The organism is Halorubrum ruber, assembly GCF_018228765.1.
Taxonomy (GTDB): domain Archaea; phylum Halobacteriota; class Halobacteria; order Halobacteriales; family Haloferacaceae; genus Halorubrum; species Halorubrum ruber.
Map to the genome: position 1 here is coordinate 300130 of NZ_CP073695.1, position 14336 is coordinate 314465.

15 protein-coding genes are annotated in these 14336 nt (G+C 69.3%); 7 read left to right on the forward strand and 8 right to left on the reverse strand.

What is annotated here, in order from left to right:
- Positions 1 to 12: 12 nt before the first annotated feature.
- On the reverse strand, positions 13 to 1869 hold the full coding sequence (locus J7656_RS01435) for a carbon starvation CstA family protein (RefSeq protein WP_026046240.1): 1857 nt from the start codon (positions 1867 to 1869) through the stop codon (positions 13 to 15).
- 398 nt (positions 1870 to 2267) lie between these two features.
- On the opposite strand from J7656_RS01435, the gene J7656_RS01440 reads away from it, so the two are divergent.
- Positions 2268 to 3578, forward strand: a complete 1311-nt coding sequence (locus J7656_RS01440) for an RNA-guided endonuclease InsQ/TnpB family protein (protein ID WP_017343538.1) — start codon at positions 2268 to 2270, stop codon at positions 3576 to 3578.
- On the opposite strand, the gene J7656_RS01445 is transcribed toward J7656_RS01440, so the two are convergent.
- From J7656_RS01445 to J7656_RS01455, 3 genes are all read right to left on the reverse strand, one after another.
- Positions 3561 to 4529 carry an ArsA family ATPase gene (locus tag J7656_RS01445; protein WP_211553844.1) on the reverse strand — a complete coding sequence of 323 codons (969 nt, stop codon included), beginning with the start codon at positions 4527 to 4529 and terminating at the stop codon, positions 3561 to 3563. The genes J7656_RS01440 and J7656_RS01445 overlap by 18 nt on opposite strands.
- A 28-nt stretch (positions 4530 to 4557) precedes the next feature.
- Positions 4558 to 4854: a DUF7990 family protein gene (locus tag J7656_RS01450; RefSeq protein ID WP_017343540.1), complete on the reverse strand. Its 297-nt coding sequence runs from the start codon at positions 4852 to 4854 to the stop codon at positions 4558 to 4560.
- A 97-nt stretch (positions 4855 to 4951) separates the two neighbouring features.
- On the reverse strand, positions 4952 to 5158 hold the full coding sequence (locus J7656_RS01455; RefSeq protein WP_017343541.1) for a hypothetical protein: 207 nt from the start codon (positions 5156 to 5158) through the stop codon (positions 4952 to 4954).
- A 146-nt stretch (positions 5159 to 5304) separates the two neighbouring features.
- On the opposite strand from J7656_RS01455, the gene J7656_RS01460 reads away from it, so the two are divergent.
- Entirely contained in the window at positions 5305 to 6672 is a 1368-nt protein-coding gene (locus J7656_RS01460; protein WP_211553846.1) for a CobW family GTP-binding protein, read from the forward strand.
- A gap of 27 nt (positions 6673 to 6699) precedes the next feature.
- Here the strand turns inward: J7656_RS01460 and J7656_RS01465 are convergent, their stop codons facing one another.
- Positions 6700 to 6939 carry a hypothetical protein gene (locus tag J7656_RS01465; RefSeq protein ID WP_017343543.1) on the reverse strand — a complete coding sequence of 80 codons (240 nt, stop codon included), beginning with the start codon at positions 6937 to 6939 and terminating at the stop codon, positions 6700 to 6702.
- Between the two features lie 168 nt (positions 6940 to 7107).
- Complete coding sequence (locus J7656_RS01470) at positions 7108 to 7434, reverse strand: hypothetical protein (RefSeq protein ID WP_211553848.1); 327 nt, start codon at positions 7432 to 7434, stop codon at positions 7108 to 7110.
- 58 nt (positions 7435 to 7492) lie between these two features.
- On the opposite strand from J7656_RS01470, the gene J7656_RS01475 reads away from it, so the two are divergent.
- The 4 genes from J7656_RS01475 to thrC all read left to right on the forward strand — a co-directional run bounded on the left by J7656_RS01475 (position 7493) and on the right by thrC (position 10188).
- Positions 7493 to 7738 (forward strand): DUF8107 family protein, encoded by a 246-nt coding sequence (locus tag J7656_RS01475; RefSeq protein WP_211553850.1) that lies wholly within the window; start codon positions 7493 to 7495, stop codon positions 7736 to 7738.
- Positions 7739 to 7829: 91 nt separating this feature from the next.
- On the forward strand, positions 7830 to 8507 hold the full coding sequence (upp, locus tag J7656_RS01480) for a uracil phosphoribosyltransferase (RefSeq protein ID WP_211553852.1): 678 nt from the start codon (positions 7830 to 7832) through the stop codon (positions 8505 to 8507).
- A gap of 74 nt (positions 8508 to 8581) precedes the next feature.
- Positions 8582 to 8797: a DUF7569 family protein gene (locus J7656_RS01485; RefSeq protein ID WP_004599263.1), complete on the forward strand. Its 216-nt coding sequence runs from the start codon at positions 8582 to 8584 to the stop codon at positions 8795 to 8797.
- A gap of 107 nt (positions 8798 to 8904) precedes the next feature.
- Positions 8905 to 10188: a threonine synthase gene (gene thrC / locus J7656_RS01490; protein WP_211553854.1), complete on the forward strand. Its 1284-nt coding sequence runs from the start codon at positions 8905 to 8907 to the stop codon at positions 10186 to 10188.
- Positions 10189 to 10272: 84 nt separating this feature from the next.
- Here the strand turns inward: thrC and J7656_RS01495 are convergent, their stop codons facing one another.
- Both J7656_RS01495 and J7656_RS01500 read right to left on the reverse strand, forming a co-directional pair.
- Positions 10273 to 11586: a hydroxyacid-oxoacid transhydrogenase gene (locus tag J7656_RS01495; protein ID WP_211553856.1), complete on the reverse strand. Its 1314-nt coding sequence runs from the start codon at positions 11584 to 11586 to the stop codon at positions 10273 to 10275.
- A complete protein-coding gene (locus J7656_RS01500; RefSeq protein WP_211553858.1) occupies positions 11583 to 12389 on the reverse strand; it encodes an N-acyl homoserine lactonase family protein in 807 nt (268 codons plus the stop codon). Before J7656_RS01500 ends, J7656_RS01495 begins: the two co-directional genes overlap by 4 nt.
- A 176-nt stretch (positions 12390 to 12565) precedes the next feature.
- Between J7656_RS01500 and J7656_RS01505 the strand changes: the two genes are divergently transcribed.
- The gene (locus tag J7656_RS01505; protein WP_211553860.1) at positions 12566 to 14335 is read left to right on the forward strand and encodes a sensor histidine kinase; all 1770 of its coding nucleotides are present in this window, start codon (positions 12566 to 12568) and stop codon (positions 14333 to 14335) included.
- Position 14336 lies beyond the last annotated feature (1 nt).

Below are 14336 nucleotides of genomic sequence, written 5' to 3' on the forward strand. Positions count from 1 at the left end.
CGGTCGGCGGCGTCAGTCGTCGCTCGGCTCCGCCGCGGGCCGGTCGCCGCCGCGGACGCTCGTGATGTTGCTGTAGCCGATGCGCACGAGCGACAGCGCGAGGTAGACGAGGACGGCCGCGAGGACGATGCGGACGACCATCGATATCTGGCCGCCGATGCCGGTGACGCCGCCCTGAACGAGGTTGACGAAGAACCACTGATACCCCGCCAGGAACGCCAGGGCGATCACGGTGATCACGACCATGATCGCCATCGGCACGCCCGTGCTGACGAGCTGTTTCGTCTCGTCCCAGTTGGCGAGCCAGACGGTTCCGGTGAGCAGCGCGAGCGCGGCGAGCAGCTGATTCGCGCTCCCGAACAGCGCCCACAGGGTCGCCCACTCGCCGGAGATGACCAGCGCGTACGCGATGAGCCCCTGAATGACAGGATTCGTGTACCGACCGCGGGCGAACGAACCGATGCCGCCCGCGAAGCCGGTCTCGCTCTGGGTCCCCTTCGTCCCGACGATCTCCTCCATCATGTAGCGGCCGAGCCGCGCGGCCGTGTCCGTGGAGGTGAGCAGGAAGCTCACGAGCACCAGCGCCATGAAGGGAGCGCCGTACGCGGTGGGGATGTTCAGGCTCGTGAGGATGATCCCGCCGCCGGTCGCGAAGTTCGGCAGCGCGCCGCCGATGCCGCCGGCCGCGGCGTCGGACGCGAACCCGGCGATGGCGAGCGCGGACAGCGCCGTCGCGGCGAGTAACCCCTCACCGAGCATGCCGCCGTAGCCGATGAGCCGGGCGTCGCTCTCCTTGTTCAGCTGCTTGGCCGTCGTCCCCGAGGAGACGAGCGAGTGGAAGCCGCTGATCGTCCCGCAGGCGATCGTCACGAACAGCATGGGGAACAGCGGATACGGCGCACGGCTGTCGACCCCCATGAACCCCTGGAACGGCTGGATGCTGCTGTCGACGACGAGCGGCTGCGAGGACGTTCCGAGCACCGTGCCGACGATGATCGCCACCAGCGCGCCGCCGACGCCCGCGTACAGCAGGAACGACGACAGGTAGTCGCGCGGCTGGAGCAGCGTCCAGACCGGGAGCGCGCTGGCGATCACCGCGTATATCAGGATGACGGGCACCCACGCGGCCGTGTTGCCGCCGAGCGCGCCCGCGCCGGGAACCCACGAACCCGTGCTCCCCTCGAAGAGGACGAACGTGCCCGCGGCGTGGGAGGCGTCGCCCGCCAGCTGGAAGAACGCGAACGGGTACTGGATGCCGACCCACACGCCGGCGAACACGCCGGCGACGAACACGACGGTCCCGGGAATGAACGGCCCGTCGAGCTGGTAGAGGTACACGCCGAACACGACCGCGAGCCCGATGTACACGAAGCTCGCGGTCGCCGCCGACGGGAACGCGTTCAACACTATCCCGACGACCAGCGCGAACACGGCGACGACGAGGATGATCGTGAGGAACGCGAACCACAGCAGCAGGTTCTTGCCGCGTTCCCCGACGTACTGCCCGACGATGTAACCGATCGAGCGCCCCTCGTGGCGGATCGAGCTCGACAGCGAGATGAAGTCGTGGACCGCGCCCATCAGCGGGTTCCCGATCGCGACCCACAGCAGCGCGGGGACCCATCCCCAGATCGCCCCCGCAGTGATCGGGCCGACGATCGGCGCGCCGCCCGCGATGCTCGAGAAGTGATGCCCCAGTAGTACCGGCTTCTTCGACGGTACGTACTCCTGTCCGTCTTCGTACTTGTGTGCCGGCGTCTCCCGCTCGTCGTCGAGGTCGACGAACTGCGAGAGGTACCGCGAGTACCCCATGTACCCCACGGTGAACGTGCCCAGCACGGCAACGACGATCCAAATTACACTTGTCATAGGTTCCCTCCCTCGTGATATCGGTTCACTATGTTCAACTTAAACGTTACCTTCGTTCATGATGGTTAACGTCAATATCTGCCGGTCGCGCCGGGGGCGTCGCCGAAACCCGGTTCTTTTCTCTGACTCACCGGTAAAATTCGTGCTATCGGCGCTCCGATCGACCTCGCGCGCGCTTTGAGTCTCCCGGTTCGGTCCGGTGGAACCGCTCCGCCGCGAGAGAGCGAGGCCGGCTCGCCGCCCGCGTTCCGCGCGTCACAGAGGAACGAGGAGGAAGCCCACGGCTTCAGCCGTGGGAGGAATCCGACTCCCCGCAACATACCACGAGCGATAGCAACTTGACTCCCCACTACCAGCCGCAGACTTTATGAATAAATAGATTAACATGTGAAATACAGATGGAGGATGTGATTCGCACCGTCAAAGTCAAACTTGACGTGCCCGAGGGGCGGTGCGACGACCTCCATCAGACGAAAGAGCAGTTCCTCCACTGTGCGAACACGACCGCAGCATGGGCGTGGCGACACCCGGACGAGCACTGCGTCACCTCAAAACAACAAGCCGAAACCGCGCTTTACGACCGACTTCGCAATGAAACGGAGCTGACTGCGAACCTCGTTCAGAAGGGGATTCGACGCGCTATCGAGGCCACAAAAAGCGGTGTTGCCCGACTCAAAAAGGGCGAAACCACTAGTCAGCCGCAGTTCGACGCGTGGAGCGTCGTCTACGACAAGCGTTCCGCGACGTTCCACCGCGACCACGTCTCCCTTTCGACGGTGAACGGGCGTGTCGAGTGTGAGTACGTGATTCCTGACGATCCTGAGGAGACACCGATCGGCGAGTACCTACTGAACGAGGACTACGAGTTCCGGATGTCCACGCTCCAGTACGACCGCTCGAGCGAGGCGTTCTACCTCCACGCGCGAATGCGCCGCACCACGGACGAGCAGGACGAGAACAAACAGCCCACGGCTGCTTCTTCTGACGCCGAGCACAGAACAGTCCTTGGCGTCGATCTGAACGTGGACGGCTCGCTCGCCGTGACGTCGACGGGTGCGTTCATCGGGAACGCCGACGAGATGAATCATCGACGCCGCGAGTTCGAGAAGACGCGCGGGTCGATGCAACAGACGGGTACGCGGTCGGCGCACCTGTCGATCCAGTCGATGGACGACCGAGAACACCGCTGGATACAGGACGAACTCCACCGCGCCTCGAACCAGATTCTCGACGAAGCTCGCAACCACGGGTGTACGCACATCGCGTTCGAGGATCTGACAGACATCCGCGACCGGATGGCTGGTGCGAAGCGATTCCACGCGTGGGCGTTCCGACGCTTATACGAGTACGTCGAGTACAAAGCGGAGATGCTCGAGATTGAAGTCGAGCAGGTGAGTCCCGCATATACGTCTCAGCGGTGTTCGAGGTGCGGCTTCACACACGAGAGAAATCGGGGGTCGAAACACCAGTTCGCGTGTCAGAAGTGCGACTACGAGCTGAACGCGGACTACAACGCGAGCAAGAACATCGCTCGGAAACTGTTGAAACGACTCCATTCGGGGCAGACGTCTTCGGATGGAGGCGCACCCTGTCAGTGTGCGCTAAAGTCAGGGACGCTGAACCTGAAGGGCGGATTCACCGCCAGCGTCGATTCGACGACAGAAGGGGAGTCCACTGACAAGCCCACGACTTCAGTCGTGGGTCACTGACGGTTCCACGTCGAGGGAGGCCGCGACGTCGGCGAGCACGTCCCCGCGGACTTCCGTCGTGCGCGACTCGATCTCGGCGACGAGCGGCGGGTCGAACCCCTCGCGGACCTGCGCGAGTCGCTCGCGCTCTGTCTCGACCTTCTCGCGGAGGTAGCGCGCGCCGCGTCCCTCCTCGTCCTCGTCGGGCGACGGCGTGAGCTTGTTCGCCACCAGCCCGCGGACTCGCAGGTCCCGGTCGGTGAACCCCTCGATCGCCCGCGCCGTCTCGTTGACCGAGAGCTGGTCGGGGTTGAACACGAGGAAGAAGGCGGCCTCGTTCCGCATCGTCTCGCCGGCGTACTCGAAGAACTCCTTGCGCCGCTGGAGCCGCTCGATCACGGGGTCGCCCTCCAGCAGGCGCCGGGGCTCCATGTCCCCGACCGCGGCCTTTTCGAACAGGTCGATCGACTGCTTGCGCTTGTACAGCAGCCGGTCGATCCAGTCGCCGAGGAACTCCGGGAGCCCGAGCAGCCGCAGCGTCGAGCCCGTGGGCGCGGTGTCGAAGACGACGCGGTCGTACGGCTCGCTCTCCGTGCGCATCACGTCGACGAACGCGTCGAACAGCGCCGACTCGTACGCGCCGGGCGTCCCGTGGGACATCTCCAGCTGGCGGTTGATCTCCGAGACCATCGCGGCCGACACCTGCTCCGAGAGCGCCTCGCGGATCTCGTCGAGATGCCGCTGCATCTCGTCTTCGGGGTCGATCTCCATCGCGTCCAGCCCCTCGACGCCCGCGACCGATTCCGGCTCGTCGCCGAACTGCTGGTCGAACACGTCCGACACGGAGTGTGCCGGGTCGGTGGAGACGACGAGCGTTCGCACCCCGTCGCGGGCGCAGCGGTGGGCGTACGCGCACGAGACGGTGGTCTTTCCGACGCCGCCCTTGCCGCCGAAGAAGACGAACTGCTCCATCAGTCGCGGGGTAGGTGTCGTCCCGTCATCAGAAGTGGTACTGCTGGCCCTTCCGCTCGATCAGCGTCTCGCGGTCCCACAGCCGCCGCTCCCACGCCTCGAACTCGTCTTCGAGGTACGGGAGCAGCTCGGCGGTGTAGTACGACACCGGCGACGGGATCCCGAACGCGTCCGGGAAACACGCCAGCATGAACTCGTCTTCGGCGTCCTCGGCCTCCTTCTCGATCTTCTCGTAGGCCGGATGCGTGATCATCCCGTGGTACAGGCCCCGGAGCCACTCCTCCAGCGTGGCCCGAAACGTCTCGATCCGGTCGGCTACTGTCATTATCTCTCATGACACTCCACCCGCGTTAAAACCTGTCGCGGTCCGGGGCGGCACAGCCACGGTCCGCGGCACGGATTCGCCCGCGGAGCGCGAGTCGTCAGGCGGTGTTCCCGTCCGTGAGCTCGCTCGACGCCTCGTCGGACTCGGCGTCGTCGTCGTCCAGTTCCGGTCGGTCCTCGTTGCCGGGGCTCGGCGTGTGGATGTCGTCGCCGAGCGCTCCCCAGACGAGATACAGCATCGCGGCGACCATCAGCACGGTCACCGCGACGCTGACGAGCGACACGGCGGAGGCGGACAGAACCATACCGCGAGTTCGACGACCCCAGCCTATCAACGTATCGGCTCGGATCGGCCCGTGGCGGGCCCCGGCGCCCGGTCGTTCCCGCTCGCCGCCCGTCCGCTCCCGCTCGCCGCCCGGGGGTTCAAGAGCGTCGTGGCCGATCCGACCGTATGGACGACCGCATCCCGGTGACCGTGCTCTCGGGGGGACTCGGCGCGGGCAAGACGACCCTTCTGAACCACCTGCTCCGGAACGCCGGCGACCGCGACATCGCGGTCCTCGTCAACGACATGGGCGACGTGAACGTCGACGCGGACCTGATCGCGGAGGAGTCCGAGGTCGACGTCGAGGGCGTCACCGAGCTGTCGAACGGCTGTATCTGCTGTGAGCTGCAAGACGACCTCGAAAGCGCCGTGGTGCGGCTCGCGAACGAGCGCTCCTTCGACGCCCTGGTCGTCGAGTCCTCGGGCATCTCCGAGCCCGCGCCGGTCGCGCGGCTGTTCACGACCGAATCGCGCGCGGCAGCGCGGTACCGCGTCGACGCGCTGGTGACCGTGATCGACACGCGCCAGTTCCTCGACGCGTTCGCCGGCGACGAGACGCCGGAGCGGCGCGTCGATCCGGACGGCGCGGCCGTCGCCGGCCGCGGAAACGACGCCGCGGGCGACGGCCGCGGGAACGACGGCGCGGGCGACGGCGATGCCGACCGCCCACTCTCGGACCTCCTCGTCGAGCAGGTCGAGGTGTCGAACCTCGTCGTCTGTAACAAGGCGGACCTCTGTACCGACGCGGAGATGGACGAGGCGATCGACCTCGTGGGCGCGCTCCAGCCCGACGCGGAGACGGTCGTCGCGGAGTTCTCCGCGGTCGACCCGGACCGGATCCTCGACGTCGGGCTGTTCGACGCGGGCGAGGTCGGCGACCTCCCCGGCTGGAAGCGCGCGCTGACCGACGCCAATTCGGGCGACCACGCCCACGACGGGCACGACGGCGACGGCGCCCGGGACCACGACGGGCACGATGGTGACGGCGACCACACTCACGACCACGACCATCGTCACCCCGACGAGGTGTACGGCGTCACCTCCTTCACCTACCGACGCCGTCGGCCGTTCCACCCGGACCGGATCGCCGCCCTCCTCCGGGACCTCCCCGACGACGTGGTCCGCTCGAAGGGGACGCTGTGGGTGGCCGGCACCGACCAGCGCCAGCAGGTCGGGCAGGCCGGGCGGTCGGTCCGCGTCGAGGCGCTCGGCCCGTGGATCGCGAGCCTCCCGTCGGTCGAGCGCGACATGCTGCGCTCGAACCGCCCGGACTTGGAGTGGGACGACGACCACGGCGACCGGCGGACCGAGTTCGTCGTCATCGGCACCGGGGTCGACGAGGCCGCGCTCGTCGACCGGCTCGACGACGCGCTCCTGACGGACGACGAGCTCGCGGCGTTCGGCGACCCGGGCGTCGGCGACGACCCTGCCGACGTCGACCCCGCCCCGTTCCCGGCCGAGCAGGGCGGGTCGACGGTGCTCCGCGAGCCATGACTCGTTTATAAATCGAGACGTTCGCGCTCAGCAGGCGCAGCCGTGGCCGCTCGCGCGCTCGAAGCGCATCGCGTCGCCGCAGTCCGGACACGCCGGCACCCCCTCGTCGTCGCGGTCGAGCCCCTCGTCGTCGACGTCGACGTCGCGGACCCGCACGCCGCAGTCGTCGCACCAGTACGAACCCTCCGAGCCGTCGTCGCCGGCCACTCCGGGAGCTGTCTCCGTCGAGCCCGCAAGCGCGTCGGTCACCGTGCTGATGAGTCCCATACGACAATGATCCGCACCGATCGACTTAGTCTCCGGGTGTCGTGCGATCGATTCGCACAGCCGATTCGTCGGCTCACGGGACATCGCCGCGTTCCGCTCTCGCCGCCGCGTTCCGCTCTCGCCGCCGCGTTCCGCTCTCGCCGCCGCGTTCCGGTCGTCCCTCTCCCGTCACAGCAGCGGGAGCGTGAGCGCGACCAGCACGACGCCCAGCCCGACCGCCCCGTAGAACAGCCGCTCGACGCGCGGACCCGGCGGGAGGGGACCGGCGTCGAGCGCGGGCGCGCTTCGGACCAACTGTCGGTACGCGAGCGCCGTCGCGCCGGCGAACGCCGCCCCCGACAGCGCCAGCGCGGAGCGCAGCGAGAGCCCGTACGCGAGCCCGTAGATCGGCCCGAACGAGAAGACAACCGTGAACGCGAGCCCCGTCGTCACGAGGAACGGGATCGGGTCGATCGGATCGCCGCGGCGGTTGCGGGGACGGGGCGCTTCGACCATGGCCCTCGTACGTCCCGGACGGACAAGAGCTAAGTGGCGCACACCCGCCAGTCGGCGTATGAGCGCCGAGAAGAGCGCCGACGGGGGGGCCGACGACGACGGGCCGGGGATCCGCGAGGGGGTCGAGCGCTCCTCGGGCGACCCGAAGGTGTTGCTCGCGATGAACGCCGTCCTCTCGACGTGGTTCGCCTGGGTGGTCGTCTGGGGGCTCGACTTCCTCGGCGTGGCGGCGCTCACCGCGGTCAACGTCGCGACGCTGGCGCTGATCCTCTTCGGCGTGACGTACGTGGCCGTGCTTCGCTAGGGGGAGCGCCGCGCCCCCTCGCCGCTTCACGCCGCCCGGCGAACGCTCGATCCGCCACGTTTTAAGGCCGTTCCGGGCGCGATTCCGGACAATGACGATCGAAGACCGCGACGACGCGCACCTCATCACGCACGCGCTGGCGACGGACACCCTCTCGCGGCTGCGCGACGTCGAGACCGAGCAGGTCGCGTTCCGGAAGGGGCTCGTGAAGCTCGGCCGCATCTGCGGCTACGAGATCATCGACGGCGCGATGGAGACGGAGTACGTCCCCGTCGAGACCCCCCTGGCGGAGACGACCGGCGAGCGCGTGAAGGGGCTCGACGACGTGGTGATCATCAACGTCCTCCGCGCCGCGACCCCGTTCGTCGAGGGGCTGTTGAAGGCGTTCCCCCGCGCGAAGCAGGGAGTCATCTCCGCCGGCCGCGACGAGGAGGCCGGGATGACCGCGGACGGCGAGTTCCCGATCACCATCGACTACGTGAAGCTCCCCGAGATCCGGCCGGAAGACACCGTCATCGTCGCGGATCCGATGCTCGCGACGGGGTCGACGATGGTCGCCGTCCTCGACCACGTCCTCGACGAGGCCGACGAGTTCGAGGACCTCTTCGTGCTCTCGGCGGTCTCGGCGCCCGCCGGCCTCGTCCGCGTGAGCGAGGCCGTCCCCGAGGCGGACCTGCTGACGGTCGCCATCGACGACCGCCTCGACGACGACGGGTTCATCGTCCCCGGCCTCGGCGACGCCGGCGATCGGGCGTTCCGGACCGTCTGAGCGGTCGCGTCCCCCCCGAGGCGCCCCGCAGCCGTCGACGTACTTTTAAGAGCCGGCGCCGCGACCGGTACGACATGAGCGACGCGCCGACGACCGAGCCCTGCGACGCCTGCGGCGAGCCGACGACGGACGCGCTCTCGCGGACCGTCCGGCTGAGCGTCGACCGGGCGAACATCGACACCCAGCGGCTCTGCCCCGACTGCTTCGCCGACTGGATCCAGCGCTATCAGGACCGCCTCGGCTCCGGCGGCGACGAGGGCGACGACACCTCCGAGATCATCGTCGACTGAAGGGGACGGACTCGGCTTGCCCGGCGACGACCGAACACCTTCGTTCCGGCCGGCAACGTCCGTTCCGACCGCCCGTCTTAAGCCGCGGCGGAACGGACCTCGACGTAATGGATCTCGCCATCGACGCCCCGGCCCCGGCGGCGCCCGACTGCGCCGCCGACGGGACGTGGCTCGCCTGCATCGAGTGCGACGAGACGTTCGCCCCCTTCGAGGACGTCCGGTACACCTGCGACGACTGCGACGGCCTGCTGGAAGTCCGGTACGCCGACCCGCCGACGTTCGACGAGTTCGGCGCGGGCGCGCCCTCCGACGGCCCGGACCGCGGCGTCTGGCGCTACCGCGAGGCGCTCCCCTTCGACCTGGGCGTCACCCTCCCCGAGGGAGACACCCCGCTCCACCGCGTCCCGCGCATCGAGGAGGCGGTGGGCGTCGACGCGCTCCGGATCAAACACGAGGGGATGAACCCCACCGGCTCGTTCAAGGACCGCGGGATGACCGTCGGCGTCCGCGTCGCGAAGGAACTCGGCGTCGACGCGCTCGCGTGCGCCTCCACCGGCAATACCTCGGCCGCGCTCGCCGCGTACGGCGGCCGCGGCGACATGCAGACGCTCGTCCTCCTCCCGGCCGGGAAGGTCGCCGCCGGCAAGGTCGCGCAGGCGAGCCTCCACGGCGCCCGGATCTTAGAGGTCGACGGCAACTTCGACGCCTGCCTCGACATCGTTCAGGAGCTGGCCGCCCGCGGCGAGGCGTACCTGCTCAACTCGCTGAACCCGTTCCGCCTGGAGGGACAGAAGACGATCGGCTTCGAGATCTTAGAGGAGTTCTACGCCGACTACGGGACGTTCCCGGACCGGATCGTCCTCCCCGTCGGCAACGCGGGCAACACCTCGGCGCTTTATAAAGGGTTCCGCGAGCTCGTCCAGTCGGGGGCGCTCGACGTCGACGACGTGCCCAAGCTCACCGGCGTGCAGGCCGAGGGGGCCGCGCCGATGGTCGAGGCGATCGAGGAGGGGAACGACGAGATCCGGCGCTGGGAGGAGGTCGAGACGCGCGCGACCGCGATCCGCATCGGCAACCCGGTCAACGCCCCGAAGGCGATCCCCGGCATCCGCAACACGAACGGCACCGCCGTCGCCGTGAGCGACGACGAGATAACGGCCGCGCAGCGCCACCTCGCCAGCGAGGGCGTCGGCGTCGAGCCCGCCTCCGCGGCGAGCCTCGCGGGCCTCAAGAAGCTCCGGCGCTCCGGCGTCGTCGACGACGACGAGCGGGTCGTCTGCCTGACGACCGGCCACCTCCTCAAGGACCCCGACGCCGCCTACGAGGCCGGCGGCGACCCGGAGCCCGTCCCGAACGACGCCGACGCGGTCCTCGACCATATCAGAGGATAACTGCCGACCGGAACGCCGACGACATCGAGCCGTTCGTCCCGGTCGCCACTTACTAACGCGGAGCGTCTCCCACTCTCAGAGCCTTTACTCCCAGTTGTGTAGCGCGTCCCGGAACACCGCCTCGGCGTCCTCCTTCGTCACGGGCCGCGGGTTACACCGGAGGAGTCGCTGCTGGCTCTCGACGGTGCTCTCGGCGAGTACGCCGATGTCGTCGTCGGTGATCCCGGCGAGCTCGTTGAGTCCGCTCGGGAGCACGTTGAGGTCGCGCTGGAGCCGCACGAACTCCTCCCGGGCCTCGTCGGCGGCCTCGCGGGTGCTCATTCCCGAGGTGTCGGCGCCGAGCATCTCGGCCACCTTCGCGAACCGGGGCGGGTCGCTGGCGACGTTGTAGCCGAGGGTGCTCGCGGGCGTGAGCGCCGCGATCGTCTCCCCGTGGTAGGTGTGGTAGTTGTTGCCGACGGGGTACGCCATCGCGTGGGCGAGGCTCGCGCCGGCGGTGAGCCCGGCGATCGCGCCGAACAGCGCGCCCTTCAGCATCGCGCCGCGCGCCTCGACGTCGTCGCCGTTGTTGACGACGCGGCGCACGTTCGAGGAGAGCAGGTCGATCGCCTTCTCGCTGAACATCTCCGTGAAGCCGGTCCGGCCGGCGTACACCGGGCGGTCGGCCGGGTCCTCCGGCCGGAGCAGGTCGTCGTAGCGGTGGGTGGTGTACCCCTCGATCGCGTGGCCGAGCGCGTCCATCGCGGTCTTCGCCGTGAGGTCCGGCGGCAGCGTGGTGGTGAGCGTCGGGTCGAGCACCGCGGCGTCGGCGCGGACGTGCGGGCTGGAGATCCCCTCCTTGATGTTCTTCTCCGGCACCGAGAGGATCGCGACGGGGGAGATCTCGGAGCCGGTCCCCGCCGTCGTCGGCAGCAGGATCAGCGGCGGGCCGGACTCGGTGAGGTCCTCGCCCGCGCCGGTCGGCGCGGCCACGTAGTCGAGCACGTCGCCGCCGTTCGCGATGACGGCGCGGGTCGCCTTCGCGGTGTCCATGCAGCTCCCGCCGCCCAGCCCGAGGTAGAAGTCGTACCCGTCGTCGCCCATCTCCTCGCGGACGAACGCGATACACTCCCGGACCGCCTCGATGCTGGGCTCGCGCTCGACGCCGTCGTACACGTCGACGTCGAGGCCGTCGGCGGCCAGCTCGTCCGCGACGCGGTCGACGTGGCCCAGCGAGACGAGGTCCGAGTCGGTGACGATCAGCCCGCGCTCGTCGCCGTCGAGCCCGAGCTGACCGAGCTGGTACCCGAGCTCGTCGGCCGCGCCCGCGCCGACGCGGACCGCCGGCATCTGGACCTCCCAGACCGTCTCGGGCGAGAGCTCGTGCGGCTCGGCGGAGACGGAGCGCTCGTAGCTCACACTCCCCACCCCGGCTGGATCGCCGCGAACTGCTCGGGATCGTGGCCGAACACGACCTCGGCGTCGTGGCGCCGCTCCAGCTCGCGGATCCGGTTCAGGCTCTCGGCCCACTCCGTCTTCCCCCACACGAGCGGGCCGCCGAGCGGCGTCCCCGCCTCGTAGTTCTCGTCCATGTACACCTGATCGCCGGTGAACACGAGCGTCCCCTCGTCGTCGAGGTGGATCACGCTCCCGGTGAGGCCCGGCGTGTGGCCGGGGAACCGGACGAACTCGAGGTCGGTGAAGTGCTCCTCGCGGTCGCGGTGGAGCACCCGCCAGTTCAGGTCGTGGTCGAAGTCGTCGAGGACGTACGCGCTGCTCCCCTCGTCCGTCTTCGCGCTGTAGTAGGCGAACTTCAGCTCCTCCTCGTGGACGTAGACGGGCGTGTCGGTGCCCGCGAAGAACTCCAAGCCGCCCGCGTGGTCGAGGTGGAGGTGGCTCTGGAACACCGCGTCGATGTCGTCGAGCGAGTAGCCCGCCGCCTCAAGATCGTCGTCGAGGCGGTGCTCGCTCGCGTCGTGCGGGTAGAACGCCTGGACGAGCCCCTCCGGCCAGTGACCGTCGGCGGCGTCGTGGTGCGATCCGGTGTCCCAGAGGATCGTCGCCTCCGGGTGGTCGATGACGAGGTTCCACACCGGGATCTCCCCGTACTCGGTGTCGGGATTCGGCTCGTCGTGGCTCCCGATGGTGTTCGCCTCCATCATGTAATTCATATCGCAGTACAATCCGCCGCGGTCGATGACGTGGACCTCAGCTTCCACCATACGGATCCGCATTCTTAATGATAGTTCATAAACATACCTCTCGGACGGGAGTCGCCGACCCTCGACCCCGGCGGTCGCCCGGGTTCGACGCGTCTCGCGCGGGCCGCGCCGCCGATATTCAGGCGCGATACGCCGACGGTTTGTATTATATAGTGGCGTATTGAACAACAAACGAGTTGATAGACGTCTCGCTGACGGCGCCGCTCGCCGCGCTCGCCGCGGCCGTGGCCGCCGGCGCCACCGTAGCCACGTTCGAGTACCGCGACGAGCCGGGCGGACTTGCCGCGGTCGCGTTCATGGGTGCGATCTTCTGGTGGTCCGCCGGGCTGTTCGGCGAGGCGGTCGCGGCGACGGAGGCCGGCAAGGTGTTCTGGCTCAACGTCCAGTACCCCGCGACCGCCGTCGTCCCGGTCGCGGCGGTCGCGTTCGTCGCGTCGTACCTCGGCTACGACGCGTGGATCTCCCGGCGTCGGCTGCTCGTCCTGGCGGCCCCGCTCGCGGCGCTGACGCTGCTGAGCTGGACGAACGACTACCACGGGCTGGTCCGGACCGGCACCGACCTCGTCGCGTACGGCTCCGAGACGGTGCTGGTCCGAGAGCTCGGTCCGGCGTGGTGGGCCGGCTGGCTCTACTCGCAGTGCCTGCTCGTCGCGACGTTCGCGACGCTCGCGTACGGCGTGTACGACTCGGCGCCCGCGTTCCGCGCGTCGGCCGGACTGCTGCTCGTCGGCGCCGGCGCGCCGTGGGCCGCGCAGTTCGTCGTCCTCGGAGGCGGGCCCGCGTTCCGGCCCGAACTCCTGTTCGTGCTCACGGGCGTCGCTTTCACCGTCGCGGTCCGACGCGGGCGGACGCTCGGCGTGACGCCGGTCGCCCGGCAGGTGACGCTGGAAGCGGTCCCGGACCCGATCGTCGTCGTCGACAGGAGCGGCCGGATCGCAGACACGAACCCCGCCGCCCGCGCGTGGCTCGGCGACGATGTCGCCGTCGGCGCTGCGGCCGCGGACGCGCTGGCGAGCGCCCCCGAGGTCCACGCCGCGTACCGGCGCGGCGCGGCCCCCGACGAGCCCCTCCCCGTCGAGGTCGACGGGGAGACCCGCTTCGTCTCGCTTTCGGCCGTCCCGCTCCCGACGCTCGGTAGCCGCTCGCAGGGGACGGTGTTATTGTTACGGGACGTGACCGACTCGGAGCGCAACCGGCGGGATCTGGAGGTGGCGAACGACCGGCTCCAGACGCTGACGCACGCGCTGGCGCACGACATCAAGAACCCGCTGGCGGTCGCGGACGGGTTCACGGACCTCGCGACCGCGGGCGACGAGGCGGCGATCGAGCGCGTCGAGGGGGCCCACGACCGGATCTTCGAGATCGTCGACGAGACGCTCGCGGCCGTCGACCACCCGGACCCCGACGAGGCCGCCGAGCCGTTCTCGTTCGCGGCGCTGGCCGAGGAGGCGTGGCGGACCGCGGAGACGGGGACCGCGACGCTGACTGTCGCGGGCGACGGGTCGTACGCCGCGGACGAGGCCGCGGCCCGGAGCGTCTTAGAGAACCTCTTCCGGAACGCGGCGGTCCACGCCGGGACCGGTCCGACCGTGACCGCCGTCGCGCTCGACGGGGGCTTCGCGGTCATCGACGACGGCCCCGGGATCCCGCCGGCGGAGCGCGACCGCGTCTTCGAGCGCGGCTACACGACCGCGGACGACGGCACCGGGATCGGTCTCGCGTCCGTCGCGACGCTCGCCGCGTCGCACGGGTGGACCGTCGGGGCCGGGCGGGGCCGGGGCGAGACGGATGCGATCCCCGACGGAGGGACGACGGATGTCGGCGACGGCGCGGCGTTCGTCGTCGGCTTCGGCGACCGGCCGGTCGAGGAGATCGCGGTGTCGGTCGTCGCGGACCCGGACGCGCTCGTCGCGCCCTCGGGAGCGCTCGCGTCCGGAGAACAGTAGC

Bases quoted from the DNA above. Each gene is read 5' to 3' on its own strand.
- J7656_RS01440 (WP_017343538.1), top strand. From the start codon at position 2,268: ATGGAGGATGTGATTCGCACCGTCAAAGTCAAACTTGACGTGCCCGAG.
- J7656_RS01475 (WP_211553850.1), top strand. From the start codon at position 7,493: ATGAGCGCCGAGAAGAGCGCCGACGGGGGGGCCGACGACGACGGGCCG.
- thrC (WP_211553854.1), top strand. From the start codon at position 8,905: ATGGATCTCGCCATCGACGCCCCGGCCCCGGCGGCGCCCGACTGCGCC.
- J7656_RS01435 (WP_026046240.1), bottom strand. From the start codon at position 1,869: ATGACAAGTGTAATTTGGATCGTCGTTGCCGTGCTGGGCACGTTCACC.
- J7656_RS01445 (WP_211553844.1), bottom strand. From the start codon at position 4,529: ATGGAGCAGTTCGTCTTCTTCGGCGGCAAGGGCGGCGTCGGAAAGACC.
- J7656_RS01470 (WP_211553848.1), bottom strand. From the start codon at position 7,434: ATGGTCGAAGCGCCCCGTCCCCGCAACCGCCGCGGCGATCCGATCGAC.
- J7656_RS01460 (WP_211553846.1), top strand. From the start codon at position 5,305: ATGGACGACCGCATCCCGGTGACCGTGCTCTCGGGGGGACTCGGCGCG.
- J7656_RS01455 (WP_017343541.1), bottom strand. From the start codon at position 5,158: ATGGTTCTGTCCGCCTCCGCCGTGTCGCTCGTCAGCGTCGCGGTGACC.
- J7656_RS01465 (WP_017343543.1), bottom strand. From the start codon at position 6,939: ATGGGACTCATCAGCACGGTGACCGACGCGCTTGCGGGCTCGACGGAG.
- J7656_RS01485 (WP_004599263.1), top strand. From the start codon at position 8,582: ATGAGCGACGCGCCGACGACCGAGCCCTGCGACGCCTGCGGCGAGCCG.
- J7656_RS01500 (WP_211553858.1), bottom strand. From the start codon at position 12,389: ATGGTGGAAGCTGAGGTCCACGTCATCGACCGCGGCGGATTGTACTGC.
- J7656_RS01450 (WP_017343540.1), bottom strand. From the start codon at position 4,854: ATGACAGTAGCCGACCGGATCGAGACGTTTCGGGCCACGCTGGAGGAG.
- upp (WP_211553852.1), top strand. From the start codon at position 7,830: ATGACGATCGAAGACCGCGACGACGCGCACCTCATCACGCACGCGCTG.